The sequence below is a fragment of the Enterobacter cloacae complex sp. IR5401 genome (assembly GCF_049238425.1).
Classification (GTDB): domain Bacteria; phylum Pseudomonadota; class Gammaproteobacteria; order Enterobacterales; family Enterobacteriaceae; genus Enterobacter; species Enterobacter hormaechei_C.
On record NZ_JBMKHN010000010.1, the window covers coordinates 98,585 to 124,408 of the forward strand.

23 protein-coding genes and 2 tRNA genes are annotated in these 25,824 nt (G+C 54.6%); 20 read left to right on the top strand and 5 right to left on the bottom strand.

Going from position 1 to position 25,824, the window contains the following annotated elements:
• The first annotated feature begins 67 nt into the window (after nt 1–67).
• The 6 genes from rlmE to ACOTX1_RS15725 all read left to right on the top strand — a co-directional run bounded on the left by rlmE (nt 68) and on the right by ACOTX1_RS15725 (nt 5,659).
• Nucleotides 68–694, top strand: coding sequence for a 23S rRNA (uridine(2552)-2'-O)-methyltransferase RlmE (gene rlmE / locus ACOTX1_RS15700; protein ID WP_003861812.1), 627 nt, complete (start codon nt 68–70; stop codon nt 692–694).
• Between the two features lie 102 nt (nt 695–796).
• Nucleotides 797–2,731 carry an ATP-dependent zinc metalloprotease FtsH gene (ftsH, locus tag ACOTX1_RS15705; protein WP_003861810.1) on the top strand — a complete coding sequence of 645 codons (1,935 nt, stop codon included), beginning with the start codon at nt 797–799 and terminating at the stop codon, nt 2,729–2,731.
• Nucleotides 2,732–2,829: 98 nt separating this feature from the next.
• Nucleotides 2,830–3,678, top strand: coding sequence for a dihydropteroate synthase (folP, locus tag ACOTX1_RS15710; RefSeq protein WP_023314907.1), 849 nt, complete (start codon nt 2,830–2,832; stop codon nt 3,676–3,678).
• Entirely contained in the window at nt 3,671–5,008 is a 1,338-nt protein-coding gene (gene glmM, locus ACOTX1_RS15715) for a phosphoglucosamine mutase (RefSeq protein ID WP_003861804.1), read from the top strand. The genes folP and glmM overlap by 8 nt, the downstream gene beginning before the upstream one ends.
• Before the next feature lie 222 nt (nt 5,009–5,230).
• On the top strand, nt 5,231–5,563 hold the full coding sequence (gene secG / locus ACOTX1_RS15720) for a preprotein translocase subunit SecG (protein WP_003861803.1): 333 nt from the start codon (nt 5,231–5,233) through the stop codon (nt 5,561–5,563).
• A gap of 9 nt (nt 5,564–5,572) precedes the next feature.
• A tRNA-Leu gene (locus tag ACOTX1_RS15725) sits at nt 5,573–5,659 on the top strand.
• A 187-nt stretch (nt 5,660–5,846) separates the two neighbouring features.
• Here the strand turns inward: ACOTX1_RS15725 and argG are convergent.
• Entirely contained in the window at nt 5,847–7,193 is a 1,347-nt protein-coding gene (argG, locus tag ACOTX1_RS15730) for an argininosuccinate synthase (RefSeq protein WP_022649518.1), read from the bottom strand.
• A gap of 286 nt (nt 7,194–7,479) precedes the next feature.
• On the opposite strand from argG, the gene ACOTX1_RS15735 reads away from it, so the two are divergent.
• The 12 genes from ACOTX1_RS15735 to mtr all read left to right on the top strand — a co-directional run bounded on the left by ACOTX1_RS15735 (nt 7,480) and on the right by mtr (nt 21,183).
• A tRNA-Met gene (locus ACOTX1_RS15735) sits at nt 7,480–7,556 on the top strand.
• A gap of 207 nt (nt 7,557–7,763) precedes the next feature.
• Nucleotides 7,764–8,216, top strand: coding sequence for a ribosome maturation factor RimP (rimP, locus tag ACOTX1_RS15740; RefSeq protein WP_014833432.1), 453 nt, complete (start codon nt 7,764–7,766; stop codon nt 8,214–8,216).
• A 28-nt stretch (nt 8,217–8,244) separates the two neighbouring features.
• Nucleotides 8,245–9,747, top strand: a complete 1,503-nt coding sequence (gene nusA, locus ACOTX1_RS15745) for a transcription termination factor NusA (protein WP_003861798.1) — start codon at nt 8,245–8,247, stop codon at nt 9,745–9,747.
• 24 nt (nt 9,748–9,771) lie between these two features.
• A complete protein-coding gene (gene infB / locus ACOTX1_RS15750; RefSeq protein WP_003861796.1) occupies nt 9,772–12,459 on the top strand; it encodes a translation initiation factor IF-2 in 2,688 nt (895 codons plus the stop codon).
• A gap of 106 nt (nt 12,460–12,565) precedes the next feature.
• Nucleotides 12,566–12,970: a 30S ribosome-binding factor RbfA gene (rbfA, locus tag ACOTX1_RS15755; RefSeq protein WP_003861793.1), complete on the top strand. Its 405-nt coding sequence runs from the start codon at nt 12,566–12,568 to the stop codon at nt 12,968–12,970.
• Complete coding sequence (gene truB, locus ACOTX1_RS15760) at nt 12,970–13,920, top strand: tRNA pseudouridine(55) synthase TruB (protein ID WP_003861791.1); 951 nt, start codon at nt 12,970–12,972, stop codon at nt 13,918–13,920. The genes rbfA and truB overlap by 1 nt, the downstream gene beginning before the upstream one ends.
• 154 nt (nt 13,921–14,074) lie before the next feature.
• The gene (rpsO, locus tag ACOTX1_RS15765; RefSeq protein ID WP_003861789.1) at nt 14,075–14,344 is read left to right on the top strand and encodes a 30S ribosomal protein S15; all 270 of its coding nucleotides are present in this window, start codon (nt 14,075–14,077) and stop codon (nt 14,342–14,344) included.
• 242 nt (nt 14,345–14,586) lie between these two features.
• Nucleotides 14,587–16,725 carry a polyribonucleotide nucleotidyltransferase gene (gene pnp, locus ACOTX1_RS15770; protein WP_003861786.1) on the top strand — a complete coding sequence of 713 codons (2,139 nt, stop codon included), beginning with the start codon at nt 14,587–14,589 and terminating at the stop codon, nt 16,723–16,725.
• 110 nt (nt 16,726–16,835) lie between these two features.
• A complete protein-coding gene (gene nlpI, locus ACOTX1_RS15775; RefSeq protein WP_003861782.1) occupies nt 16,836–17,720 on the top strand; it encodes a lipoprotein NlpI in 885 nt (294 codons plus the stop codon).
• Between the two features lie 107 nt (nt 17,721–17,827).
• Nucleotides 17,828–17,908: a protein YrbN gene (gene yrbN / locus ACOTX1_RS15780; RefSeq protein WP_097397692.1), complete on the top strand. Its 81-nt coding sequence runs from the start codon at nt 17,828–17,830 to the stop codon at nt 17,906–17,908.
• Nucleotides 17,901–19,796: a DEAD/DEAH family ATP-dependent RNA helicase gene (locus ACOTX1_RS15785; protein WP_003861780.1), complete on the top strand. Its 1,896-nt coding sequence runs from the start codon at nt 17,901–17,903 to the stop codon at nt 19,794–19,796. Before yrbN ends, ACOTX1_RS15785 begins: the two co-directional genes overlap by 8 nt.
• A gap of 142 nt (nt 19,797–19,938) precedes the next feature.
• Nucleotides 19,939–21,183, top strand: a complete 1,245-nt coding sequence (mtr, locus tag ACOTX1_RS15790; protein ID WP_032667314.1) for a tryptophan permease — start codon at nt 19,939–19,941, stop codon at nt 21,181–21,183.
• A 100-nt stretch (nt 21,184–21,283) separates the two neighbouring features.
• Here mtr and ACOTX1_RS15795 read toward each other — a convergent pair whose 3' ends face one another.
• The 3 genes from ACOTX1_RS15795 to ubiU all read right to left on the bottom strand — a co-directional run bounded on the left by ACOTX1_RS15795 (nt 21,284) and on the right by ubiU (nt 24,251).
• Nucleotides 21,284–22,291 carry a luciferase-like monooxygenase gene (locus tag ACOTX1_RS15795; RefSeq protein ID WP_263522389.1) on the bottom strand — a complete coding sequence of 336 codons (1,008 nt, stop codon included), beginning with the start codon at nt 22,289–22,291 and terminating at the stop codon, nt 21,284–21,286.
• 78 nt (nt 22,292–22,369) lie between these two features.
• The gene (locus tag ACOTX1_RS15800) at nt 22,370–23,248 is read right to left on the bottom strand and encodes a U32 family peptidase (protein ID WP_023314905.1); all 879 of its coding nucleotides are present in this window, start codon (nt 23,246–23,248) and stop codon (nt 22,370–22,372) included.
• 7 nt (nt 23,249–23,255) lie between these two features.
• The gene (ubiU, locus tag ACOTX1_RS15805) at nt 23,256–24,251 is read right to left on the bottom strand and encodes a ubiquinone anaerobic biosynthesis protein UbiU (protein ID WP_003861773.1); all 996 of its coding nucleotides are present in this window, start codon (nt 24,249–24,251) and stop codon (nt 23,256–23,258) included.
• Between the two features lie 221 nt (nt 24,252–24,472).
• On the opposite strand from ubiU, the gene ubiT reads away from it, so the two are divergent.
• Nucleotides 24,473–24,997 (top strand): ubiquinone anaerobic biosynthesis accessory factor UbiT, encoded by a 525-nt coding sequence (gene ubiT, locus ACOTX1_RS15810; RefSeq protein WP_023314904.1) that lies wholly within the window; start codon nt 24,473–24,475, stop codon nt 24,995–24,997.
• Nucleotides 24,991–25,494, top strand: coding sequence for a GNAT family N-acetyltransferase (locus tag ACOTX1_RS15815; protein WP_023314903.1), 504 nt, complete (start codon nt 24,991–24,993; stop codon nt 25,492–25,494). The genes ubiT and ACOTX1_RS15815 overlap by 7 nt, the downstream gene beginning before the upstream one ends.
• Here the strand turns inward: ACOTX1_RS15815 and ACOTX1_RS15820 are convergent.
• Entirely contained in the window at nt 25,481–25,810 is a 330-nt protein-coding gene (locus ACOTX1_RS15820; RefSeq protein ID WP_003861768.1) for a GIY-YIG nuclease family protein, read from the bottom strand. The genes ACOTX1_RS15815 and ACOTX1_RS15820 overlap by 14 nt on opposite strands.
• Nucleotides 25,811–25,824 lie beyond the last annotated feature (14 nt).

The following is a 25,824-nucleotide window of genomic DNA, read 5'->3' on the forward strand; positions in this document are numbered from 1 at the left end:
TCGCCAAATAGCTGCGTAGAAATTTACGTCACAGGCAAGCAACGATGAACCAGGACGGAAATGTTAAATGACAGGTAAAAAGCGTTCTGCCAGCTCCAGCCGCTGGCTTCAGGAACACTTTAGCGATAAATATGTTCAACAGGCGCAGAAAAAGGGGTTGCGTTCCCGCGCCTGGTTTAAACTTGATGAAATACAGCAAAGTGACAAACTTTTTAAACCGGGAATGACGGTGGTCGACCTCGGTGCGGCACCTGGCGGATGGTCCCAGTATGCGGTTACGCAGATCGGCGGAACGGGCCGAATCATCGCATGCGATCTTTTACCAATGGATCCCATCGTCGGTGTCGACTTCCTTCAGGGCGACTTTCGTGATGAATTAGTGCTTAAAGCATTACTTGATCGTGTAGGTGACAGTAAGGTCCAGGTTGTCATGTCGGATATGGCGCCAAATATGTGTGGAACACCGGCGGTGGATATCCCCCGCGCCATGTATCTGGTGGAACTAGCGTTAGAAATGTGTCGTGATGTACTAGCGCCTGGTGGTAGTTTTGTTGTGAAGGTGTTTCAGGGCGAAGGTTTCGAGGAGTATCTTAAGGAAATTCGCTCCCTGTTTGCGAAGGTCAAAGTTCGTAAGCCGGACTCTTCCCGGGCCCGTTCCCGTGAAGTGTATATTGTAGCGACCGGGCGAAAATGATAACCGGTAGATTTCAGGCGAAAGTTTGAATGAAACTGGATATAGAGTATCCTGACGCTGTTTTTAACACAGTTGTAATATGAGGTTAATCCCTTGAGTGACATGGCGAAAAACCTAATACTCTGGCTGGTCATTGCCGTTGTGCTGATGTCAGTATTCCAGAGCTTTGGGCCCAGCGAGTCGAATGGCCGCAAGGTGGATTATTCTACCTTCCTGCAAGAGGTCAATCAGGACCAGGTTCGCGAAGCGCGTATCAACGGACGTGAGATCAACGTTACCAAGAAAGATAGTAACCGTTACACGACTTACATCCCGGTGAACGATCCTAAGCTGCTTGACAACCTTCTGACCAAAAACGTCAAAGTGGTAGGCGAGCCGCCGGAAGAACCAAGCCTGCTGGCTTCTATCTTCATTTCCTGGTTCCCGATGCTGCTTCTTATCGGCGTCTGGATCTTCTTTATGCGCCAGATGCAGGGCGGTGGTGGCAAAGGTGCCATGTCGTTCGGTAAGAGCAAGGCGCGTATGCTGACGGAAGACCAGATCAAGACCACGTTTGCTGACGTAGCAGGTTGTGACGAAGCAAAAGAAGAGGTGGGTGAACTGGTTGAATACCTACGCGAGCCGAGCCGTTTCCAGAAACTGGGCGGTAAGATCCCGAAAGGCGTCCTGATGGTCGGCCCTCCGGGTACGGGTAAAACCCTGCTGGCAAAAGCCATCGCGGGTGAAGCGAAGGTGCCGTTCTTTACTATTTCAGGTTCTGACTTCGTTGAAATGTTCGTGGGTGTCGGTGCATCTCGTGTGCGTGACATGTTCGAGCAGGCTAAGAAGGCAGCACCGTGCATCATCTTCATCGATGAAATCGATGCCGTAGGCCGCCAGCGTGGCGCAGGCCTGGGTGGTGGTCACGATGAACGTGAGCAGACGCTGAACCAGATGCTGGTTGAGATGGACGGCTTCGAAGGTAACGAAGGTATCATCGTTATCGCGGCAACTAACCGTCCGGACGTACTTGACCCTGCGCTGCTGCGTCCAGGCCGTTTCGACCGCCAGGTTGTGGTCGGTCTGCCGGATGTTCGCGGTCGTGAACAGATTCTGAAAGTGCATATGCGTCGCGTACCGCTGGCGCCAGATATCGACGCGGCAATCATCGCGCGTGGTACTCCAGGCTTCTCCGGTGCGGATCTGGCTAACCTGGTCAACGAAGCAGCCCTGTTTGCCGCTCGCGGTAACAAGCGCGTGGTGTCCATGGTGGAATTTGAGAAAGCGAAAGACAAAATCATGATGGGTGCGGAACGTCGCTCCATGGTGATGACGGAAGCGCAGAAAGAGTCCACGGCATATCACGAAGCGGGCCACGCGATTATCGGTCGTCTGGTGCCGGAACACGATCCGGTACACAAGGTGACGATCATTCCACGCGGTCGTGCGCTGGGTGTGACCTTCTTCCTGCCTGAAGGCGACGCGATCAGCGCCAGCCGTCAGAAGCTGGAAAGCCAGATTTCAACCCTGTACGGCGGTCGTCTGGCTGAAGAGATTATCTACGGTGCGGAACATGTTTCCACCGGTGCGTCGAACGATATTAAAGTGGCGACAAACCTGGCGCGTAACATGGTGACTCAGTGGGGCTTCTCCGACAAACTCGGTCCGCTGCTGTATGCAGAGGAAGAGGGCGAGGTGTTCCTGGGCCGCTCCGTGGCAAAAGCGAAACATATGTCCGATGAAACGGCACGTATCATCGACCAGGAAGTGAAAGCGCTGATTGAACGTAACTACGCTCGCGCCCGTCAGATCCTGAACGACAATATGGACATCCTGCATTCGATGAAAGATGCGCTCATGAAATATGAGACCATCGATGCACCACAGATTGACGACCTGATGGCGCGCCGCGAAGTGCGTCCGCCGGCAGGCTGGGAAGACCCAGGCGCGTCTAACAATTCTGACAACAATGGCACCCCGCGTGCGCCGCGTCCGGTCGATGAACCGCGTACGCCAAACCCGGGCAACACCATGTCAGAGCAGTTAGGCGACAAGTAAGTCACTGCTGTTGAAGCGTTTGTCTGTATCTCAAACCCTGGAGCTTGCTCCGGGGTTTTTCTTATCTGTTTAACCACATTAATCCCAGGGACTTCACCATGAAACTATTCGCCCAGGACTCGCATCTCGACCTTTCACATCCCCATGTGATGGGGATCCTGAATGTCACGCCTGATTCCTTCTCTGACGGCGGCACGCATAATTCGCTTATCGACGCGGTTAAACACGCGAATTTAATGATTAACGCGGGTGCCACCATCATTGACGTTGGAGGGGAGTCAACGCGGCCTGGCGCGGCGGAGGTTTCGGTGGAAGAAGAGCTGGCGCGCGTGGTGCCGGTGGTGGAGGCTATCGCCCGGCGCTTTGAAGTGTGGATCTCTGTTGATACCTCCAAACCCGAAGTGATCCGTGAAGTGGCGAGAGTGGGCGCTCACATTATCAATGATATCCGCTCGCTGACCGAGCCGGGCGCGATTGAAGCCGCCGCAGAAACCGGGCTACCGGTGTGTCTGATGCATATGCAGGGCCAGCCTAAGACAATGCAGGAGGCGCCAAAATATGAAGACGTGTTTGCCGACGTCACCCGCTTCTTTATTGAGCATATCGAACGCTGTGTACGTGCGGGTATCGCAAAAGAGAAATTGCTGCTCGACCCGGGCTTCGGTTTCGGTAAAAATCTCTCACACAATTACGCGTTGCTTGCGCGCTTATCAGAGTTTCATCAGTTCGGCCTGCCACTGCTGGTGGGAATGTCGAGAAAATCGATGATTGGTCAGTTGTTGAATGTCGGGCCGAGCGAACGTCTGAGCGGCAGTCTGGCCTGCGCGGTGATTGCCGCGATGCAAGGTGCACACATCATTCGCGTCCATGACGTAAAAGAAACAGTAGAAGCCATGCGTGTGGTGGAAGCCACACTGGCAGCGAAGGAAAACAAACGCTATGAGTAATCGTAAATATTTTGGTACCGATGGCATCCGTGGGCGCGTAGGCGATGCGCCAATTACCCCTGACTTTGTCCTGAAGCTGGGCTGGGCAGCGGGGAAAGTGCTGGCGCGTCATGGCTCCCGTAAGATCATTATTGGGAAAGATACCCGTATTTCGGGTTATATGCTGGAATCCGCGCTGGAAGCCGGGCTGGCGGCGGCGGGGCTTTCAGCTTCCTTTACGGGGCCAATGCCGACTCCTGCTGTTGCCTATCTGACCCGCACCTTCCGTGCGGAAGCGGGCATCGTCATTTCCGCTTCCCATAACCCGTTCTATGACAACGGTATCAAATTCTTCTCCATCGACGGCACTAAACTGCCGGATGACGTGGAAGAGGCGATTGAAGCGGAAATGGAAAAAGAGATCACCTGTGTTGACTCCGCTGAGCTGGGTAAAGCCAACCGTATTGTCGATGCCGCAGGCCGCTACATTGAATTCTGCAAAGGCACTTTCCCGAATGAACTGAGCCTGGCACACCTCAAAATTGTGGTGGACTGTGCAAACGGTGCGACTTACCACATTGCGCCGAATGTGTTCCGCGAGCTGGGTGCGAAAGTGATCACTATCGGCTGCGAGCCGGACGGTCTGAACATCAACGAAGAAGTTGGCGCGACAGACGTGCGTGCCTTGCAAGCGCGTGTCCTGGCTGAAAAGGCCGATCTGGGTATTGCCCTGGATGGCGATGGTGACCGTGTGATCATGGTTGATCACGAAGGTAACAAGGTCGATGGCGATCAGATCCTCTACATCATTGCGCGTGAAGGCCTGCGTCAGGGGCAACTGCGCGGTGGCGCGGTGGGCACTTTGATGAGCAATATGGGTCTGGAGCTGGCGCTGAAACAGCTGGGCATCCCGTTTGTTCGTGCGAAAGTGGGTGACCGCTACGTGCTGGAAAAACTCCAGGAGAAAGGCTGGCGTATTGGCGCGGAAAACTCCGGCCATGTGATCCTGCTCGATAAAACCACCACCGGTGACGGCATTGTGGCGGCGCTTCAGGTTGTTGCCGCGATGGCGCGTAACCATATGAGCCTGCACGATCTGTGCAGCGGCATGAAAATGTTCCCGCAGATCCTGGTCAACGTGCGTTTCACCGCGGGTAAAGGTGACCCGCTGGAAAATGATAACGTGAAAGCGGTGATGGCAGAGGTGGAAGCGACGCTTGGCAGCCGTGGGCGCGTCCTGCTGCGTAAGTCGGGTACCGAGCCGCTGATCCGCGTGATGGTGGAAGGCGAAGACGAAGCGCAGGTGACTGAATTTGCGCACCGCATTGCGGATGCAGTCAAAGCTGCATAATCTTTCAGAATAAGTGTTTAAAAAGGCGGCGTTTGCCGCCTTTGTTTTAAACAATTAATGGCTTTTTGCTGTTTTTTTCCGCAGTTGATACAATGCCTCGAAAATGCCCTTGCGAAGGTGATTCGCTTTGGTTAGTATTCACACCCGCTTCAGTGGGAAACAAAATCCTGCTAATTGGTCGAAGCATTGGTATGCGGCAAATCCGCAAGGAACAGGTTGATTATGTACGAAGCTCTTTTAGTTATTTTCCTTATTGTAGCCATCGCTCTCGTAGCGCTGATTATGCTACAGCAAGGTAAAGGCGCTGATATGGGAGCCTCCTTCGGAGCAGGCGCTTCTGGTACGCTGTTCGGTTCAAGTGGTTCTGCGAACTTCATGACCCGCACGACGGCGATTCTGGCTACGCTGTTCTTCATTATCAGTCTGGTGCTGGGCAATATCAACAGCAACAAGACCAGTAAAGGAAGCGAGTGGGAAAATCTGAGCGCGCCAGCAAAAACTGAGCAAACTCAGCCAGCTGCACCGGCTAAGCCAACCAGCGATATCCCGCAGTAAGTATTCCGTACCGAGGTGGTGGAATTGGTAGACACGCTACCTTGAGGTGGTAGTGCCCTAACGGGCTTGTGGGTTCGAGTCCCATCCTCGGTACCAATATTCCAGAAGAAAGACGTCGCAAGACGTCTTTTTTTTCGTCTTTATATTCTGTGTTTCCGATCTATTGTAGGGCGGGTAAGCGCAGCGCCACCCGCCGTTTTGCCCGGTGGCGCTGCGCTTACCGGGCCTACGAAGACCACAAAAAAGGCGCCCATTGGGCGCCTTTTGCATGTCTTGCTGTCGATTACTTCTTATCGCTGTGTTCCAGGTTCTCAACCTGCGGCAGACCATTACCGGAATTCGCGGAGAGCAGGCCATTCTCAACATAGTTGAACAGCTTCTCACGGGTATCGGTGATGTCCAGGTTACGCATGGTCAGCTGGCCAATACGATCGTCCGGAGAGAATACTGACTCACCTTTCTCCATGGTCAGACGCTCTGCTTTATAGGTCAGGTTGTCAGACACGGTGTTCAGGATGGAGTAGTCGTTACCGCGACGCAGTTCCAGGGTCACTTCGCCGGTGATGGCGCTTGCCACCCAACGTTGCAGGGCGTCACGCAGCATCAGCGCCTGTGGATCAAACCAGCGACCCTGATACAGCAGTTTGCCCAGCTGACGGCCATGAGCGTGATACTGCTCAATGGTGTCTTCGTTGTGAATACCGGTCAGCAGACGCTCATAAGCGATGTGCAGCAGCGCCATACCTGGAGCTTCGTAAATGCCGCGGCTTTTTGCTTCGATGATACGGTTTTCGATCTGATCGCTCATACCCAGCCCGTGACGACCGCCGATGCGGTTTGCTTCCAGCATCAGTTCAACATCGTCGGAGAACGTTTTACCGTTCAGGGCAACCGGATGACCACGTTCGAAACGCACGGTCACTTCTTCCGCCGGGATCTTCACGTTCTCATCCCAGAACTTCACGCCCATGATCGGGTTAACAATTTTTACGCTGGAATTCAGGAATTCCAGGTCTTTCGCTTCATGCGTCGCACCCAGCATGTTGGAGTCGGTTGAGTAGGCTTTCTCAACCGACATCTTGTAGTCAAAGCCGCAGGCAATCATAAACTCAGACATTTCATGACGGCCACCCAGCTCGTCGATGAAGTCGGTATCCAGCCACGGTTTGTAGATCTGCAACTCGGCGTTGGTCAGCAGGCCATAACGATAGAAACGTTCAATATCGTTGCCTTTATAGGTGCTACCGTCCCCCCAGATGTTCACGCCATCTTCTTTCATGGCGGCGACCAGCATAGTGCCGGTGACGGCACGACCCAGCGGGGTGGTATTGAAATAGGTCAGGCCGCCGGTAGTGTTATGGAAAGCACCGCACTGGATCGCGGCAATCCCTTCGGCGACCAGCTGCTTACGGCAGTCGATCAGACGTGCGTTCTCTGCGCCATATTCCATGGCACGACGAGGGATCGCGTCATAATCTTCCTCGTCCGGCTGACCCAGGTTCGCAGTATATGCATAAGGAACCGCTCCCTTCTGGCGCATCCACAGCAGTGCAGCGCTGGTATCCAGGCCGCCAGAAAAAGCGATGCCAATACGTTGTCCTACCGGGAGATGCTTGAGAATCGTCGTCATATAATAAAACCCTGCTTGATTGACTGATTAGAGACCGCTTTCGCTCTCGATGCATGTTTATGCAAAATAAGTGAGTATTCATTTAATCATCTTTTATCGACGACCGAAAGAGACGTGTGCGTTTTTTGTAAAAATTTCCCTTTTATTGCCCTGGCCGAAGTTGGGTTGACAGGTGGGGTCAACTATCAATATACTGAATGCCGATTTTACGTCCCGTCTTCGGTACCAAATCCCAGCATTATTTGCAAATTCTGTCCAAAACGCGTAGAATTTGCCACGTTTCAGGCGCGGGGTGGAGCAGCCTGGTAGCTCGTCGGGCTCATAACCCGAAGGTCGTCGGTTCAAATCCGGCCCCCGCAACCACTTTCCCATAAAGTTCTTTTTCAAATATACTGTGAAGACTTAGAGCCTTCGTAGCTGGATTTGAAAAAATGCTTTCGGAGAGTGCTCCAGGCCACAGTTGTGGCTATAGGGTTCAGTTATCTAAAGCCCCGATTTATCGGGGTTTTTTGTTATCTGACTACAGAATAACTGGGCTTTACGCCCTTTTTTTATGTCTTGGGGGTGGGCTTGTCCACATTAGAGCAAAAATTAACAGAGATGATTACTGCGCCGGTCGAAGCACTGGGCTACGAACTGGTCGGCATCGAATTCGTTCGCGGCCGTACATCCACACTGCGCATCTATATTGATAGTGAAGATGGCATCAATGTTGATGATTGTGCTGATGTCAGCCACCAGGTGAGTGCGGTTCTTGATGTTGAAGATCCGATTACCGTTGCGTACAACCTGGAAGTTTCCTCACCTGGCCTCGATCGTCCGATGTTCACGGCCGAGCACTACGTGCGCTTTACCGGTGAAGAAGTGGCTCTCGTTCTGCGTATGGCCGTACAGAACCGCCGTAAATGGCAGGGAATTATCAAAGCCGTTGATGGTGAAATGATCACGGTGACAGTCGAAGGCAAAGATGAAGTGTTCGCGCTGAGTAATATCCAGAAGGCGAACCTGGTTCCCCACTTTTAACAGTCTGGATTGAGGTGAAAAGCCCGCGATGAACAAAGAAATTTTGGCTGTTGTTGAAGCCGTCTCCAACGAGAAATCACTGCCGCGTGAGAAGATTTTCGAAGCGCTGGAAAGTGCACTGGCTACAGCAACCAAGAAAAAATACGAACAAGAGATCGATGTTCGCGTAGAAATCGATCGTAAAAGCGGTGACTTCGATACATTCCGTCGTTGGGTAATCGTTGAAGAAGTGACCCAACCGACCAAAGAGATCACCCTGGAAGCGGCACGTTTTGAAGACGAAAGTCTGAACGTGGGTGACTACGTTGAAGATCAGATTGAATCTGTTACCTTCGACCGTATCACCACCCAGACCGCGAAGCAGGTTATCGTGCAGAAAGTTCGCGAAGCCGAGCGCGCGCTGGTTGTCGATCAGTTCCGCGATCAGGAAGGCGAAATCATCACTGGCGTGGTGAAGAAAGTGAACCGCGACAACATCTCTCTGGAGATCAAATCCGAAGGACTGCCGGGTAACGCTGAAGCCGTCATCCTGCGCGAAGACATGCTGCCGCGTGAAAACTTCCGCCCAGGCGATCGTATTCGTGGTGTGCTGTATGCCGTACGTCCTGAAGCGCGTGGTGCACAGCTGTTCGTGACGCGTTCTAAACCAGAAATGCTGGTTGAACTGTTCCGTATCGAAGTGCCGGAAATCGGCGAAGAAGTTATCGAAATCAAAGCGGCGGCCCGCGATCCGGGCTCCCGTGCGAAAATTGCGGTGAAAACCAACGACAAGCGTATCGACCCGGTCGGTGCTTGCGTCGGTATGCGTGGCGCACGTGTTCAGGCGGTTTCTACCGAACTGGGCGGCGAGCGCATTGATATCGTTCTGTGGGACGACAACCCGGCGCAGTTCGTGATCAACGCAATGGCACCGGCTGATGTGGCGTCTATCGTTGTTGACGAAGACAAACACACCATGGATATCGCTGTAGAAGCGGGCAACCTGGCGCAGGCGATTGGCCGTAACGGTCAGAACGTACGTCTGGCGTCACAGCTGAGCGGCTGGGAACTCAACGTGATGACCGTTGATGACCTTCAGGCCAAGCATCAGGCTGAAGCCCACGCGGCGATCGATACCTTCACCAAATACCTGGACATTGACGAAGACTTCGCCACTGTGCTGGTTGAAGAAGGTTTCTCTACGCTGGAAGAACTGGCCTACGTGCCAATGAAAGAGCTGCTGGAAATTGACGGTCTGGATGAACCAACCGTTGAAGCCCTGCGTGAACGCGCTAAAAACGCACTGACCACCCTGGCGCTGGCTCAGGAAGAAAGCCTTGGCGATAAGAAGCCGGCTGATGACCTGCTGAATCTGGAAGGTCTTGATCGTGCGATTGCGTTCAAGCTGGCTGCCCGTGGTGTTTGTACGCTGGAAGATCTCGCTGAGCAAGGCGTTGATGACCTGGCCGATATCGAAGGTTTAACCGACGAGAAAGCCGGCGAACTCATCATGGCCGCACGTAATATTTGCTGGTTCGGCGACGAAGCGTAATAAACTGTAGCAGGAAGGAACAGCATGACTGATGTAACTGTAAAATCGCTGGCTGCTGAGATTCAGACCTCCGTGGACCGCCTGGTACAGCAATTTGCTGATGCAGGGATCCCGAAGTCCGCTGATGACTCGGTGACCGCGCAAGAAAAACAAACCTTGTTAGCGCACCTGAACCGTGAACACGGCTCTACGCCTGACAAGTTAACGCTACAGCGTAAAACGCGTAGCACGTTGAACATCCCTGGTACCGGTGGCAAAAGCAAGTCGGTACAAATTGAAGTCCGCAAGACGCGCACCTTTGTAAAACGTGATCCGCAAGAGGCAGAACGCCTTGCCGCGGAAGAGCAGGCACAGCGTGAAGCGGAAGAACAAGCTCAGCGTGAGGCAGAAGCCACTGCCAAACGTGAAGCAGAATTAAAAGCTGAACGTGAGGCCGCAGAAAAAGCGAAACGCGACGCCGGTGAAAAAGCGAAGCGTGACGCTGCGGAAAAAGACAAAGTGAGCAATCAACAGACCGACGAAATGACCAAAACTGCCCAGGCTGAAAAAGCCCGCCGTGAAAATGAAGCTGCCGAGCTGAAGCGTAAAGCGGAAGAAGAAGCCCGCCGCAAGCTTGAAGAAGAAGCTCGCCGCGTCGCCGAAGAAGCGCGTCGCATGGCAGAAGAAAACGAGAAGAATGGTGTGAATACCGCTGAACCAACTGAAGATACCAGCGATTATCACGTCACCACGTCTCAGCATGCGCGTCAGGCAGAAGACGACAACGACCGCGAAGTAGAAGGTGGTCGTGGTCGTACTCGCAGTGCAAAAGCTGCGCGTCCTGCGAAAAAAGGTAACAAACACGCTGAATCAAAAGCTGACCGTGAAGAAGCGCGTGCAGCGGTTCGCGGCGGTAAAGGTGGTAAGCGTAAAGGTTCCGCTCTCCAGCAGGGCTTCCAGAAGCCTGCTCAGGCCGTTAACCGTGACGTTGTGATCGGCGAAACCATCACCGTTGGCGAACTGGCTAACAAGATGGCGGTGAAAGGCTCTCAGGTCATCAAAGCGATGATGAAACTGGGCGCAATGGCCACCATCAACCAGGTCATCGACCAGGAAACCGCACAGCTGGTTGCCGAAGAGATGGGCCACAAAGTTATCCTGCGTCGTGAAAACGAGCTGGAAGAAGCAGTCATGAGCGACCGTGATACGGGCGCAGCGGCTGAACCGCGCGCACCGGTTGTGACCATCATGGGCCACGTTGACCACGGTAAAACCTCTCTGCTTGACTACATTCGTTCTACTAAGGTTGCCTCCGGCGAAGCGGGTGGTATTACCCAGCACATCGGTGCTTACCACGTAGAAACCGAAAACGGCATGATCACCTTCCTGGATACCCCAGGCCACGCAGCGTTTACCTCAATGCGTGCTCGTGGTGCTCAGGCAACGGATATCGTTGTTCTGGTTGTTGCTGCCGACGATGGCGTGATGCCGCAGACCATTGAAGCTATCCAGCACGCGAAAGCGGCGCAGGTGCCTCTGGTTGTTGCAGTCAACAAAATCGATAAGCCAGAAGCCGATATGGATCGCGTGAAGAACGAACTGTCCCAGTACGGCGTTATGCCGGAAGAGTGGGGCGGTGAAGCACAGTTCATCCCTGTATCTGCAAAAGCGGGTACCGGTATCGACGACCTGCTGAACGCCATCCTGCTTCAGGCTGAAGTTCTGGAGCTGAAAGCGGTTCGTAAAGGTATGGCGAGCGGCGCGGTAATCGAATCCTTCCTGGATAAAGGTCGTGGTCCGGTTGCAACCGTTCTGGTTCGCGAAGGTACTCTGCACAAGGGCGACATCGTTCTGTGTGGTTTCGAATACGGTCGCGTTCGCGCGATGCGTAACGAACTGGGTCAGGAAGTGCTGGAAGCGGGTCCGTCCATTCCAGTGGAAATCCTGGGGCTGTCCGGTGTTCCGGCTGCCGGTGACGAAGTAACCGTCGTACGTGACGAGAAGAAAGCGCGTGAAGTCGCTCTGTATCGTCAGGGTAAATTCCGTGAAGTGAAGCTGGCTCGTCAGCAGAAATCTAAACTCGAGAATATGTTCGCCAACATGACCGAAGGCGAAGTTCACGAAGTGAACGTTGTTTTGAAAGCGGACGTTCAGGGTTCTGTGGAAGCGATCTCCGACTCCTTGCTGAAACTGTCTACCGACGAAGTGAAAGTGAAGATCATCGGTTCTGGCGTAGGTGGTATCACCGAAACCGACGCAACTCTGGCAGCAGCGTCCAACGCGATCCTGGTTGGCTTCAACGTTCGTGCTGACGCATCTGCGCGTAAAGTGATTGATGCTGAAAGCCTGGATCTGCGTTACTACTCCGTCATCTATAACCTGATTGACGAAGTGAAAGCAGCGATGAGCGGCATGCTGTCTCCTGAGCTGAAACAGCAGATCATCGGTCTGGCTGAAGTACGTGACGTGTTCAAATCACCGAAATTCGGTGCGATCGCGGGCTGTATGGTTACCGAAGGGACCATCAAGCGTCACAACCCAATCCGCGTACTGCGTGACAACGTGGTTATCTACGAAGGCGAGCTGGAATCCCTGCGCCGCTTTAAAGATGACGTTAACGAAGTCCGTAACGGCATGGAATGTGGTATCGGCGTGAAGAACTACAACGACGTTCGCGTTGGCGATATGATCGAAGTGTTCGAGATCATCGAAATTCAGCGTACCATCGCGTAATCTTCGTCAACTGAAGATTAATTAGCGTAGGCCGGGTAAGCGAAGCGCCACCCGGCAGTAATTTTAAAAAGGGGCTTAAGCCCCTTTTTTGTCTGGAGAATTTATTATGGCGAAAGAATTTGGTCGCCCACAGCGCGTCGCGCAGGAGATGCAGAAAGAGATCGCTCTCATTCTGCAACGTGAAATCAAAGATCCACGCGTGGGTATGATGACCACCGTGTCTGGCGTGGAAATGTCCCGCGACCTGGCGTACGCCAAAGTGTTTGTAACTTTCCTGAATGACCAGGATGAAGACGCTGTGAAGAACGGCATTAAAGCGTTGCAGGAAGCCTCTGGTTTCATTCGCTCTCTGCTTGGCAAAGCGATGCGCCTGCGTATCGTGCCAGAGCTGACCTTCTTCTACGACAACTCGCTGGTTGAAGGTATGCGTATGTCCAACCTGGTGACCAGCGTGGTGAAACATGACGATGAGCGTCGTGTTAACCCGGCGGACGACAGCAAGGAGGACTGATGAGTCGTCCTCGTCGTCGCGGTCGTGACGTGCATGGCGTGCTCTTGCTGGATAAACCACAGGGCGCATCCAGCAACGACGTGCTGCAAAAAGTGAAGCGTATTTATAACGCCAACCGAGCAGGGCACACCGGCGCGCTGGATCCGCTGGCAACCGGCATGCTGCCGATCTGCCTGGGGGAAGCGACAAAGTTTTCCCAGTACCTGCTGGATTCCGATAAGCGCTACCGCGTGATTGCCAAACTGGGCCAGCGCACGGATACCTCCGATGCAGATGGCCAGGTGGTGGAAGAGCGCCCGGTGACCTTCAGCGCAGAGCAACTTGATGCGGCGCTGGACAGCTTCCGTGGTGATACGCTACAGGTGCCGTCGATGTATTCGGCGCTGAAATATCAGGGCAAAAAGCTCTACGAATATGCACGTCAGGGCATTGAGGTTCCGCGCGAAGCTCGTCCGATTACCGTGTATGAGCTGCTGTTCATTCGTCACGAAGGTGATGAACTCGAGCTGGAAGTACACTGTTCGAAAGGGACCTATATCCGCACCATCATTGATGACCTCGGTGAAAAGCTGGGCTGCGGCGCGCATGTGATTTATCTGCGTCGTCTGGCGGTCAGCAAATATCCGGTCGAACGCATGGTGACGCTTGAGCATCTGCACGCCCTGATTGAGCAGGCGCAAGCGCAGGGCGTTGCGCCGGCCGATCTGCTGGACCCGCTGCTGATGCCAATGGACAGTCCGGCAGTGGACTTCCCGGTTGTTAATCTTCCTTTAACATCGTCCGTTTACTTTAAGAACGGAAACCCGGTTCGCACAACGGGGGCACCGCTTGAGGGCCTGGTACGCGTGACGGAAGGTGACGAAGGGAAATTCATCGGTATGGGCGAAATGGACGGCGAAGGGCGTGTGGCGCCGCGTCGTCTGGTCGTCGAATATCCGGTCGAAGCGTGACGGTGATAACGCCTTACCTTGCGATAAGCAGGGGAGACGAGTAGAATATCGCCGCTTAACGCCTGGTAAATTGTTTAACAATCTGCGGGGCGTACATGGGATAGCTGAATTAGAGATCGGCATCCTTACATTCTTTATACTTTGGAGTTTGAAAATGTCTCTAAGCGTTGAAGCTAAAGCTAAAATCGTTTCTGAGTTTGGTCGTGGTACTAACGACAGCGGTTCTACCGAAGTTCAGGTTGCACTGCTGACTGCACAGATTAACCACCTGCAAGGTCACTTTGCAGAGCACAAAAAAGATCACCACAGCCGTCGTGGTCTGCTGCGTATGGTTTCTCAGCGTCGTAAACTGCTCGACTACCTGAAGCGTAAAGATGTTGCACGCTACACCGCGCTGATCGAGCGTCTGGGTCTGCGTCGCTAATTCTTGCGAGTTTCAGAAAAGGGGGCCTGATGGCCCCTTTTTTCAACCAGACGGCAGCAATTCAATGGAAACTATTGTATTGTTGCTATAAATGATCTTCATTGCAGAGGTTCGCGCGGCTAATGAGAGGCTTCACCCATGGGGGTGTCGGTTGTCATTAGTCGCGAGGATGCGAAGAAGGTCGGGTTAAATCGTCAGCACACCTGAGGTGTGCTTTCAAACATTTAAGAAAGGACAGAACTTTGCTGAATCCGATCGTTCGTAAATTCCAGTATGGTCAGCATACCGTCACGCTGGAAACCGGCATGATGGCGCGTCAGGCTACTGCTGCCGTTATGGTAAGCATGGATGACACTGCTGTATTCGTTACCGTAGTTGGCCAGAAAAAAGCTAAACCAGGTCAGGACTTCTTCCCGCTGACCGTTAACTACCAGGAGCGTACCTACGCTGCCGGTAAAATCCCAGGTGGCTTCTTCCGTCGTGAAGGCCGTCCAAGCGAAGGCGAAACCCTGATCGCGCGTCTGATTGACCGCCCGGTTCGTCCGCTGTTCCCGGAAGGCTTCGTGAACGAAGTGCAGGTTATCGCAACCGTTGTTTCCGTTAACCCGCAGGTTAACCCGGACATCGTTGCGATGATCGGTGCGTCTGCTGCCCTGTCACTGTCTGGTATTCCATTCAATGGTCCAATCGGTGCTGCGCGCGTGGGTTACATCAATGATCAGTACGTGCTGAACCCAACTCAGGAAGAGCTGAAAGAGAGTAAGCTGGACCTGGTTGTCGCCGGTACTGAAGCCGCGGTGCTGATGGTTGAATCCGAAGCTGAACTGCTGAGCGAAGATCAGATGCTGGGCGCTGTGGTCTTCGGCCACGACCAGCAGCAGGTTGTTATCCAGAACATCAACGACCTGGTGAAAGAAGCCGGTAAACCACGTTGGGACTGGCAGCCAGAAGCGGCAAACGACGCGCTGAACGCACGCGTTGCTGCACTGGCAGAATCTCGTCTGAGCGACGCATACCGCATCACCGACAAACAGGAGCGCTATGCTCAGGTTGATGTGATCAAATCTGAAGTGACCGCGACCCTGGTTGCCGAAGACGAAACGCTGGACGCTAACGAAATTGGCGAAATCCTGCATGCCATCGAGAAAAACGTTGTTCGTAGCCGCGTACTGGCAGGCGAGCCGCGTATCGATGGCCGTGAAAAAGACATGATCCGTGGTCTGGACGTGCGTACTGGCGTACTGCCACGTACTCACGGTTCTGCGCTGTTCACCCGTGGTGAAACGCAGGCGCTGGTAACCGCGACCCTGGGTACTGCACGTGACGCACAGATCATCGACGAACTGATGGGCGAGCGCACTGACAGCTTCCTGTTCCACTACAACTTCCCTCCGTACTCTGTGGGCGAAACCGGTATGGTTGGCTCACCGAAGCGTCGTGAAATTGGTCACGGTCGTCTGGCGAAGCGCGGCGTGCTGGCAGTGATGCCAGAAGCAGACAAATTCCCGTACACCGTACGTGTGGTGTCTGAAATCACTGAATCCAACGGTTCTTCTTCCATGGCTTCCGTGTGTGGTGCTTCTCTGGCGCTGATGGATGCAGGCGTGCCAATTAAAGCCGCCGTTGCGGGTATCGCAATGGGTCTGGTGAAAGAAGGCGACAACTACGTTGTTCTGTCTGACATTCTGGGTGATGAAGACCACCTGGGTGATATGGACTTCAAAGTGGCGGGTTCCCGCGACGGTATCTCTGCTTTGCAGATGGATATCAAAATTGAAGGTATCACCAAAGAGATCATGCAGGTTGCTCTGAACCAGGCTAAAGGTGCGCGTCTGCACATCCTGGGCGTGATGGAACAGGCTATCAACGCGCCACGCGGTGATATCTCTGAATTCGCTCCGCGTATTCACACCATCAAGATCAATCCAGACAAGATCAAAGATGTTATCGGTAAGGGCGGTTCCGTTATCCGTGCACTGACCGAAGAGACGGGCACCACCATCGAAATCGAAGATGACGGTACTGTGAAGATCGCAGCAACCGACGGCGAGAAAGCGAAATACGCTATCCGTCGTATCGAAGAGATCACGGCAGAAATCGAAGTGGGCCGTATCTACAATGGTAAAGTGACCCGTATCGTTGACTTTGGCGCATTCGTTGCCATCGGTGGCGGTAAAGAAGGTCTGGTACACATCTCTCAGATCGCTGACAAGCGCGTTGAGAAAGTGACCGATTACCTGCAAATGGGTCAGGAAGTACCGGTGAAAGTTCTGGAAGTTGACCGCCAGGGCCGTATCCGTCTGAGCATTAAAGAAGCAACCGAGCAGTCTCAGCCTGCTGCGGCGCCGGAAGCTCCGGCTGCTGAACAGCAAGGCGAGTAAGGTTGCCATTTGCCCTCCGCGCAGGCGGAGGGCTTATTATCAGGCAGGACGCCTTGTTAAGCCGCCGGGGGACAGGACGTTCATCCAATAGTTGTCTTCGGGAGTGGGAAATGAAGCCTTTTTTGCGCTGGTGTTTCGTTGCGACAGCTTTAACGCTGGCAGGATGCAGCAACTCTGCCTGGCGTAAGAGCGAAGTCCTCGCAGTGCCATTGCAACCGACTTTGCAGCAGGAAGTCATTCTGGCACGCATGGAACAAATACTTGCCAGTCGGGCTTTAACCGATGACGAACGCGCACAGCTTTTATATGAGCGCGGAGTGTTGTATGATAGTCTCGGTCTGAGGGCACTGGCGCGAAATGATTTTTCACAAGCGCTGGCGATTCGACCTGATATGCCTGAAGTATTCAATTACTTAGGCATTTATTTAACGCAGGCAGGCAATTTTGATGCTGCCTATGAAGCGTTTGATTCTGTACTTGAGCTTGATCCAACTTACAACTACGCGCACTTGAATCGCGGTATCGCATTGTATTACGGCGGACGTGATAAGTTAGCGCAAGATGATCTGCTGGCGTTTTATCAAGACGATCCTAATGATCCTTTCCGCAGCCTGTGGCTTTACATCGTTGAGCAGAAGCTTGATGAGAAGCAGGCCAAAGAAGCACTGAAACAGCGCTTCGAGAAATCGGACAAGGAACAGTGGGGATGGAACATTGTCGAGTTCTACCTGGGCAACATTAGCGAAGCAACGCTGATGGAACGCCTCAAGGCGGACGCAACGGATAACACCTCGCTCGCTGAGCATCTCAGTGAAACCAACTTCTATTTAGGTAAGTACTACCTAAGTCTGGGGGATATGGACAGCGCTACGGCACTGTTCAAATTAGCGGTTGCTAACAACGTACATAACTTCGTTGAGCACCGTTATGCATTGTTGGAATTATCGCTCTTGGGCCAGGAGCAAGACGACCTGGCAGAATCGGACCAGCAATAGCTGACGACATAAACATCAGCCCGTAATCTTTTGATTGCCATCACCTTCACTGGTGAGGGCGTTGTTGTTCGTCAATACACCTAATTTGAGCCGGTTCACACTTTTCAATGAAAATTGCTAATCATTTTCACGATGAGCTAAGTAGACTGGCCGCCATTAATATCGAGGCACTTGTACTACATGGCTGAATTCGAAACCACTTTTGCAGATCTGGGCCTGAAGGCTCCTATCCTTGAAGCCCTTAACGATCTGGGTTACGAAAAACCATCTCCGATCCAGGCTGAGTGTATCCCACACCTGCTTTCTGGTCGTGACGTGCTGGGCATGGCCCAGACTGGTAGCGGTAAAACCGCAGCATTCTCGCTGCCGCTGCTGAACAACATTGATCCGGACCTGCGCGCGCCGCAGATCCTCGTCCTGGCTCCAACCCGTGAACTGGCTGTTCAGGTTGCTGAAGCCATGACGGAATTCTCTAAACATATGCGCGGCGTAAACGTGGTAGCCCTGTACGGCGGCCAGCGTTATGACGTGCAGTTACGCGCCCTGCGCCAGGGCCCACAAATTGTTGTCGGTACGCCGGGCCGTCTGCTGGATCACCTGAAGCGCGGTACCCTGGACCTCTCTAAACTGAGCGGCCTGGTACTGGACGAAGCCGATGAAATGCTGCGTATGGGCTTCATCGAAGACGTAGAAACCATCATGGCGCAGATCCCGGAAGGTCATCAGACCGCTCTGTTCTCTGCAACTATGCCAGAAGCGATCCGTCGCATTACCCGCCGCTTCATGAAAGAGCCGCAGGAAGTGCGCATTCAGTCCAGCGTGACCACTCGCCCGGACATCAGCCAGAGCTACTGGTCTGTATACGGCATGCGCAAAAACGAAGCGCTGGTCCGTTTCCTGGAAGCGGAAGATTTTGATGCGGCGATTATCTTCGTACGTACCAAAAACGCGACCCTGGAAGTGGCTGAAGCCCTGGAGCGTAGCGGCTACAACAGCGCAGCGCTGAACGGCGACATGAACCAGGCCCTGCGCGAGCAGACCCTGGAGCGTCTGAAAGACGGTCGTCTGGATATTCTGATTGCAACCGACGTGGCAGCACGTGGTCTGGACGTTGAGCGTATCAGCCTGGTTGTAAACTACGATATCCCAATGGACTCCGAGTCTTACGTTCACCGTATCGGCCGTACCGGTCGTGCGGGTCGTGCGGGCCGTGCGCTGCTGTTCGTTGAGAACCGCGAGCGTCGTCTGCTGCGTAACATTGAACGCACCATGAAGCTGACCATTCCAGAAGCTGAGCTGCCAAACGCAGAACTGCTGGGCAAACGCCGTCTGGAAAAATTCGCCGCGAAAGTACAGCAGCAGCTGGAAAGCAGCGATCTGGATCAGTACCGTGCGCTGCTGTCCCAGATCCAGCCTGTCGCTGAAGGCGAAGAGCTGGACATGGAAACCCTGGCCGCAGCACTGCTGAAAATGGCGCAGGGCGAACGTAGCCTGATCGTGCCACCTGATGCGCCGATGCGTCCTAAGCGTGAGTTCCGTGACCGTGACGATCGTTTCGAACGTCGTGGCGACCGTAACGACCGTGGTCCACGCGGTGACCGTCCAGAGCGTGGTGGTGAAGACCGTCCACGTCGCGAGCGTCGTGACGCTGGCGAAATGGAACTGTATCGCATTGAAGTGGGCCGTGATGATGGTGTTGAAGTTCGTCACATCGTTGGCGCGATCGCTAACGAAGGCGACATCAGCAGCCGTTACATTGGTAACATCAAGCTGTTCGGTTCCCACTCCACCATCGAGCTGCCAAAAGGCATGCCGGGCGAAGTACTGCAACACTTTACTCGCACCCGCATCCTGAACAAGCCGATGAACATGCAGCTGCTGGGCGATGCACAGCCACGTCCTGACCGTGGCGGCGAACGTCGTGGCGGTGGTCGCGGTTTCGGTGGCGAGCGTCGTGAAGGCGGTCGCAGCGAAGGTCGCGGTGGTGAAGGCCGTCGTTTCTCCGGTGAGCGCCGCGAAAACCGTGGTCCACGCCGTGAAGAAGGTGCCAGCCGTCGTCGTTTCGGTGACGCGTAAGCCTTTCGCTTCTGACGTAAAGTAAAATATACAGCCCCGATAGTCGCTATCGGGGCTTTTTTTATTCCTTTTGTACTCTTGTACTGGTACAGTGCAGCACACTAAAATGCAGAACCACATTTTTCACTGGAGATAAGGCCGCATGGCAACACTAACCACCACCCAAACGTCACCTTCGCTGCTTGGCGGCGTGGTGATCATCGGCGGAACCATCATTGGTGCCGGGATGTTTTCCCTGCCTGTGGTCATGTCCGGTGCGTGGTTCTTCTGGTCGCTGGCGGCGCTGGTTTTCACCTGGTTCTGCATGCTTCATTCCGGGCTGATGATCCTTGAAGCAAACCTGAACTATCGCATTGGCTCCAGCTTCGACACCCTCACCCGGGATCTGTTGGGCAAAGGCTGGAACCTGGTGAACGGGCTGTCCATCGCGTTTGTACTCTATATCCTGACCTACGCGTACATTTCAGCGAGCGGGTCGATTCTGCATCACACCTTCTCAGAGATGTCGCTGAACGTTCCGGCGCGTCTGGCGGGTCTCTGCTTCGCGCTGGGCGTGGCGTTTATCGTCTGGATGAGCACCAAAGCGGTCAGCCGCATGACGGCAATCGTGCTGGGCGCAAAGGTCATCACCTTCTTTCTTACCTTCGGCAGCCTGCTGGGGCACGTCACGCCGGCCACGCTGTTTAACGTTGCCGAAACGAACACCTCTTATACGCCGTACCTGCTGATGACCCTGCCGTTCTGTCTGGCGTCGTTTGGCTACCACGGTAACGTACCGAGCCTGATGAAGTACTACGGCAAGGATCCGCGCACCATCGTGAAATGCCTGGTTTACGGCACGCTGCTGGCGCTGGCGCTGTATGTGATCTGGCTGCTGGGGACGATGGGTAACATCCCGCGTCCGGAATTTATCGGCATTGCGCAGAAGGGCGGTAACATTGATGTGCTGGTACAGGCGCTGAGCGGCGTGCTGAACAGCCGCAGCCTGGATCTGCTTCTGGTGGTCTTCTCGAACTTTGCGGTGGCGAGTTCATTCCTCGGCGTGACGCTGGGCCTGTTTGACTACCTGGCGGATCTGTTTGGTTTTGATGACTCTGCGACGGGGCGCTTCAAAACGGCGCTGTTGACCTTCCTGCCGCCGATTGTGGGCGGCCTGCTGTGGCCGAACGGTTTCCTCTACGCCATCGGCTATGCAGGACTGGCGGCCACCATCTGGGCGGCGATTGTACCGGCGCTGCTGGCGCGCAAATCACGTAAGCGCTTCGGCAGCCCGAAATTCCGCGTCTGGGGCGGAAAACCGATGATTGCGCTGATCCTGTTATTTGGTATCGGTAACGCGGTGGTGCACGTGCTTTCGAGTTTTAATCTGTTGCCTGTGTATCAGTAAAACGTGCGGTCTGAACCCCTCACCCCGGCCCTCTGCCGCAGGGAGAGGGAGAAAAGAATGTAGGCCCGGTAAGCGAAGCGCCACCGGGCAAAGCAAAAAACTACCCCACCAACTCCTCTTTCACCTGCATTGCCAAATCAAACGAATGCAGACGCGCCTGGTGATCGAAAATCTGGCCGTTAACCATAATCTCATCCGCCTGGGTTTCACGCAGCACCGACTCCAGCCCGTGACGCACTTTCGCCTTATCACCTACCAGCGACATACTCAGAGCCTGCTGCACGCCATACTGCTCGGAGGCCGACCACAGCTGATGCATATTCTCTACTGGCGGCGGCAGCTGGCCCGTCTCACCGCGACGCAGCTTCACAAACGCCTGCTGCATGGAGGTGAACAGGAATTCCGCGTCGCGGTTGCTGTCGGCGGCAATGATATTGATACAGACCATCGCGTACGGTTTCTCCAGACGCTCGGACGGTTTGAAGTGCGTGCGGTAGAGATGCAGCGCCTGATGCAGCATATCCGGTGCGAAATGCGAGGCAAACGCAAACGGCAGCCCCAACTGGGCGGCGAGCTGCGCGCTGTACAGACTTGAGCCTAACAGCCATACCGGGATCTTTTCCCCGTACCCCGGCACAGGACGCACGTGCGGGTTCGGATCCCGCGCGTCAAACCAGTCCACCAGCTCCGCCACATCGCGCGGGAAGTTATCGATATCGCCGCTCATATGGCGACGCAGGGCGCGCAAGGTCGGCTGGTCGCTGCCCGGCGCGCGGCCAAGCCCTAGATCAATACGGCCCGGATAGAGGGTATTCAGCGTCCCGAACTGCTCAGCAATCACCAGCGGGGCGTGGTTTGGCAGCATCACGCCGCCGGAGCCCAGGTGCAGTGTGGTGGTATTCGCCGCCAGATAGCCAATCAGCACCGAGGTGGCGGCGCTGGCGATGCCCACCATATTGTGGTGCTCCGCCAGCCAGTAGCGATGATAGCCGCGCTTTTCGGCAAGCTGAGCAAGATCGAGAGAGTGCGTGAAGGCTTCTCTGGCCGAGGAGCCTTGTGGGATCGGCGCCAGATCCAGCACCGAAAACGGAATGGTTTTGTCAGTCATAACAGCTCACTTTGTCGACGGTCAATCTTTAATACTGCATTAAAAAATGATAACCGTTGTTAACAAAGTGAGCCTTTTTTATGCCTGCAATTCCAGCCCGGCGAGACGTCGCCAGTAACCGTTGCAGTCGCTGTTTGCCGTCAGAGGCAGCGGAGCAGCGCCATTTTCGTTGGCGCGGAAGGCGTCCAGCATCGCGAAAACGCCGGTATCAAGCGGCGAAAGCCGCACCATATCCACCAGCCCGTGCATTGACGCCAGCTCGTTGCCGAGGTTATAGACGTAACCGCTCATGGTCTGAATGCCGTTAAGAACAAACACCTGCTGATTCTCCTGCGACAGCATGCTGCGGCCGTTCGGGTACTTAATGCAGCAGGTTTCGCACTCGTCTTTCGGACGGTCTTCCGAGCGTGCGGTAAAGCAGCGGGCAGAGTAGGCCAGCGGCAGATGCCCATAGCTCAGCACTTCCACTTCAAACTTGTTGCGAATGCCCAGCTCTTCGCACTGTGTGAGCAGGTTGGCCAGCCAGTCGCGGGAGAGCTCAACCGGCATGCACCAGCGGGTCATCCCCTGTTTGAGCAGCAGGCGCAGGGTCACCGCGTTATAGCAATTCAGCGCATGTCCGGCGACAAACGGCAGCTTACGCTCGCCACACATGTTCACCACGCCCAGGTCGCTCGCCTCCAGCAGGAACTCGCCGTTTTCGACGTAGCGCTTCAGCTCGCCCAGTTCAGAGGACGCCTGCACCAGCGCCAGCGTCGAGAGCACCACCTGCTTGCCGCTGCCGGCCAGGCTTTTCGCCATATCCAGCCAGTCGCCCACTTTGGTGGCGCGGCGCTTGCTGCACACCGCTTCGCCGAGGTAAATCACATCGGCGCTGCTGTTAGCCGCCTGCTGGTAAAAATCTTCCAGCGTCTCTTTTGGCCAGTAGTAAAGCACCGGCCCTAATGAATATTTCATGATTATCTCACTGCCATTTACGGTGATACGCGCCGAGCGTGGTTTGGGTGCCTTCGGACATCGCGCCGAGCGTCTCCATCCATGCCGCCTGCGGGGCGTAGTTTTGCGGGTCCGCCATGCAGCGGTCGATGGCCTGACGCCACACCTTTGCCACCTGGCTCACGTAGGCCGGGCTGCGCTGGCGGCCTTCGATTTTCACCGAGGCAATATTGGCGGCCAGCAGCTCTGGCAGCAGTTCCAGCGTGTTGAGGCTGGTGGGCTCCTCCAGCGCGTGGTAGCGCTCGCCGTCCACCAGATATCGGCCTTTGCACAGCGTCGGGTAGCCCGCGTTTTCACCGTCCTGATAGCGGTCAATTAACACGTCATTCAGGCGTGACTCCAGTCCCTGCGGCGTTTGCTGCCAGCGAACGAAGCGGGCAGGCGAGCAGGCGCCGACGGTATTTGGCGATTCGCCGGTCAAATACGAGGAAAGATAGCAGCGGCCTTCGGCCATGATGCACAGGCTGCCGAAGGCAAAAACCTCCAGCGGCACTGGCGTGACGCGCGCCAGTTGCTTAACCTGATGAATAGAGAGTACGCGCGGCAGCACCACGCGAGCCACGTCAAAGTGTCGATGATAAAAACGGACGGCCTCTTCATTGGTGGCCGATGCCTGAACAGAGACATGGCGCTCAATATGCGGATAACGTTCTGCCGCATACTCAAGCATGGCGAGGTCGGCCAGGATCAGCGCATCGGCGCCCAGCTGGGCCGCCATATCCACGGCGCGCTGCCAGCGGGCATAGCCATCAGGATGGGCAAAGGTATTGATGGCGATGTGCAGTTTGCGCCGGTGCTGGTGGACGAAGTTAACGGCTTCCTGAAGCTTTTTCTCCGTAAAGTTAAGACCCGCAAAATGGCGGGCGTTGGTATCATCTTTCAGCCCGATATAGACCGCATCGGCCCCATTTTCGATGGCCGCCTTAAGCGCCGGAAGGTTTCCGGCAGGGCAGAGCAGCTCCATAATTTATCCCGATGTTGTCGATCGCAGGGATCGTAAAAAATGTTAACGAGCTGGGATTTTAATTAACCCATACGCGACAATTTTTGATTTAAGGCAGCTAATGGCGTATTGATGGCACCAATAATGAGGTACACCGGACAACGGTTTGTTGATTTACGCCGCTATCTTCTTGTCGGGATATGGCAAAATAGCAGGACTATAGCTATCAGGGAGTAAAGCTCGTGCTGGATAAACTGCGTTCACGTCTCGTACAATTTGGTCCATCAATGCTGAGCGTGCCGGTAAAACTGGCGCCGTTCGCCCTTAAACGCCAGGTGCTGGAGCAGGTACTGAGCTGGCAGTTCCGCCAGGCGCTACAGGACGGTGAGCTGGAGTTTCTGGAAGGCCGCTGGTTAAAGATTGAAGTGCGCGATATCGGGTTGCGCTGGTTTACTTCCGTTGAGAACGATCGGCTAATTGTCCGTGAAACCGCCGAGGCTGATGTCAGCTTTAGCGCGGATGCCAGCGATCTGCTGATGATCGCCGCGCGCAAACAGGATCCGGACACCCTCTTCTTCCAGCGTCGTCTGGTGATTGAAGGCGACACGGAGCTCGGTCTGTACGTCAAAAATTTAATGGATGCCATTGAGCTGGAGCAGATGCCGAAAGCGCTGCGTATGATATTGATGCAAATGGCAGATTTCGTTGAGGCCGGGCTAAAAACCCCGCCGGACAGTAAACACACTTCAGTAGGTGAACCATGCTGATTCGAGTCGAAATTGGGATTGATGCGCCGGGTATCGATGCGTTGTTACGCCGCTCTTTTGCAGGCGACGCCGAAGCCCAACTGGTTCACGATCTTCGCGAAGATGGCCTGATTACGCTGGGCCTGGTTGCCACTGACGATGAAGGGCAGGTGGTCGGCTACGTGGCCTTCAGCCCAGTGATTGTGCAGGGTGAAGAGTTGCAGTGGGTCGGCATGGCGCCGTTGGCGGTGGATGAAAACTACCGTGGCCAGGGCCTGGCGCGCCAGCTGGTCTATGAAGGACTGGATTCACTGAATGAATTTGGCTATGCCGCTGTCGTCGTTCTGGGCGATCCGGCGTTCTACGAACGTTTAGGTTTTGAGCCAGCGTCCAGATACGATCTGCGCTGCAACTGGCCGGGCACGGAAACATCTTTCCAGGTGCATCCTCTGGCAGATGATGCGCTCGACGGCGTTACCGGTCTGGTGGAGTACCACGATCATTTCAATCGTTTTTAAGCAGGCTTTCGCGTAGCGCCTCGAAAGAGCCGTCCCCGTTGACGAGACGCTCTTTCTGGCGCTTTGTCAGCTGCTTGATGCGGTATTCCAGCCTGAGCGCCAGGGATCTGTCGCCCACGGCGGCTGAAAACGCTAACTGAAGTTCACCTTTCCCCCGTAGTGCTTTCGCCCCTTTCCCCGTTTGATGTTGTAAAAAACGCCGTGCCACATCGGTAGTGATCCCGGTGTAGAGTGCGTTATCAGCGGTTCGGACAAGATAGAGAAACCAGCACACAGTAAACAGATTCAGTATGTTAAGGTGAACGCACCATAGCATGAGAGAGAGCGAAA

Excerpts from the sequence above, each read along its gene's own strand:
- rpsO (WP_003861789.1), top strand. The coding sequence starts at position 14,075 with ATGTCTCTAAGCGTTGAAGCTAAAGCTAAAATCGTTTCTGAGTTTGGT.
- ACOTX1_RS15800 (WP_023314905.1), bottom strand. The coding sequence starts at position 23,248 with ATGAAATATTCATTAGGGCCGGTGCTTTACTACTGGCCAAAAGAGACG.
- mtr (WP_032667314.1), top strand. The coding sequence starts at position 19,939 with ATGGCAACACTAACCACCACCCAAACGTCACCTTCGCTGCTTGGCGGC.
- ACOTX1_RS15795 (WP_263522389.1), bottom strand. The coding sequence starts at position 22,291 with ATGACTGACAAAACCATTCCGTTTTCGGTGCTGGATCTGGCGCCGATC.
- secG (WP_003861803.1), top strand. The coding sequence starts at position 5,231 with ATGTACGAAGCTCTTTTAGTTATTTTCCTTATTGTAGCCATCGCTCTC.
- argG (WP_022649518.1), bottom strand. The coding sequence starts at position 7,193 with ATGACGACGATTCTCAAGCATCTCCCGGTAGGACAACGTATTGGCATC.
- nusA (WP_003861798.1), top strand. The coding sequence starts at position 8,245 with ATGAACAAAGAAATTTTGGCTGTTGTTGAAGCCGTCTCCAACGAGAAA.
- folP (WP_023314907.1), top strand. The coding sequence starts at position 2,830 with ATGAAACTATTCGCCCAGGACTCGCATCTCGACCTTTCACATCCCCAT.
- glmM (WP_003861804.1), top strand. The coding sequence starts at position 3,671 with ATGAGTAATCGTAAATATTTTGGTACCGATGGCATCCGTGGGCGCGTA.
- nlpI (WP_003861782.1), top strand. The coding sequence starts at position 16,836 with ATGAAGCCTTTTTTGCGCTGGTGTTTCGTTGCGACAGCTTTAACGCTG.
- ftsH (WP_003861810.1), top strand. The coding sequence starts at position 797 with ATGGCGAAAAACCTAATACTCTGGCTGGTCATTGCCGTTGTGCTGATG.
- truB (WP_003861791.1), top strand. The coding sequence starts at position 12,970 with ATGAGTCGTCCTCGTCGTCGCGGTCGTGACGTGCATGGCGTGCTCTTG.
- yrbN (WP_097397692.1), top strand. The coding sequence starts at position 17,828 with ATGAAAATTGCTAATCATTTTCACGATGAGCTAAGTAGACTGGCCGCC.
- ACOTX1_RS15820 (WP_003861768.1), bottom strand. The coding sequence starts at position 25,810 with ATGCTATGGTGCGTTCACCTTAACATACTGAATCTGTTTACTGTGTGC.
- ACOTX1_RS15815 (WP_023314903.1), top strand. The coding sequence starts at position 24,991 with ATGCTGATTCGAGTCGAAATTGGGATTGATGCGCCGGGTATCGATGCG.
- infB (WP_003861796.1), top strand. The coding sequence starts at position 9,772 with ATGACTGATGTAACTGTAAAATCGCTGGCTGCTGAGATTCAGACCTCC.
- rlmE (WP_003861812.1), top strand. The coding sequence starts at position 68 with ATGACAGGTAAAAAGCGTTCTGCCAGCTCCAGCCGCTGGCTTCAGGAA.
- ACOTX1_RS15785 (WP_003861780.1), top strand. The coding sequence starts at position 17,901 with ATGGCTGAATTCGAAACCACTTTTGCAGATCTGGGCCTGAAGGCTCCT.
- rbfA (WP_003861793.1), top strand. The coding sequence starts at position 12,566 with ATGGCGAAAGAATTTGGTCGCCCACAGCGCGTCGCGCAGGAGATGCAG.
- ubiU (WP_003861773.1), bottom strand. The coding sequence starts at position 24,251 with ATGGAGCTGCTCTGCCCTGCCGGAAACCTTCCGGCGCTTAAGGCGGCC.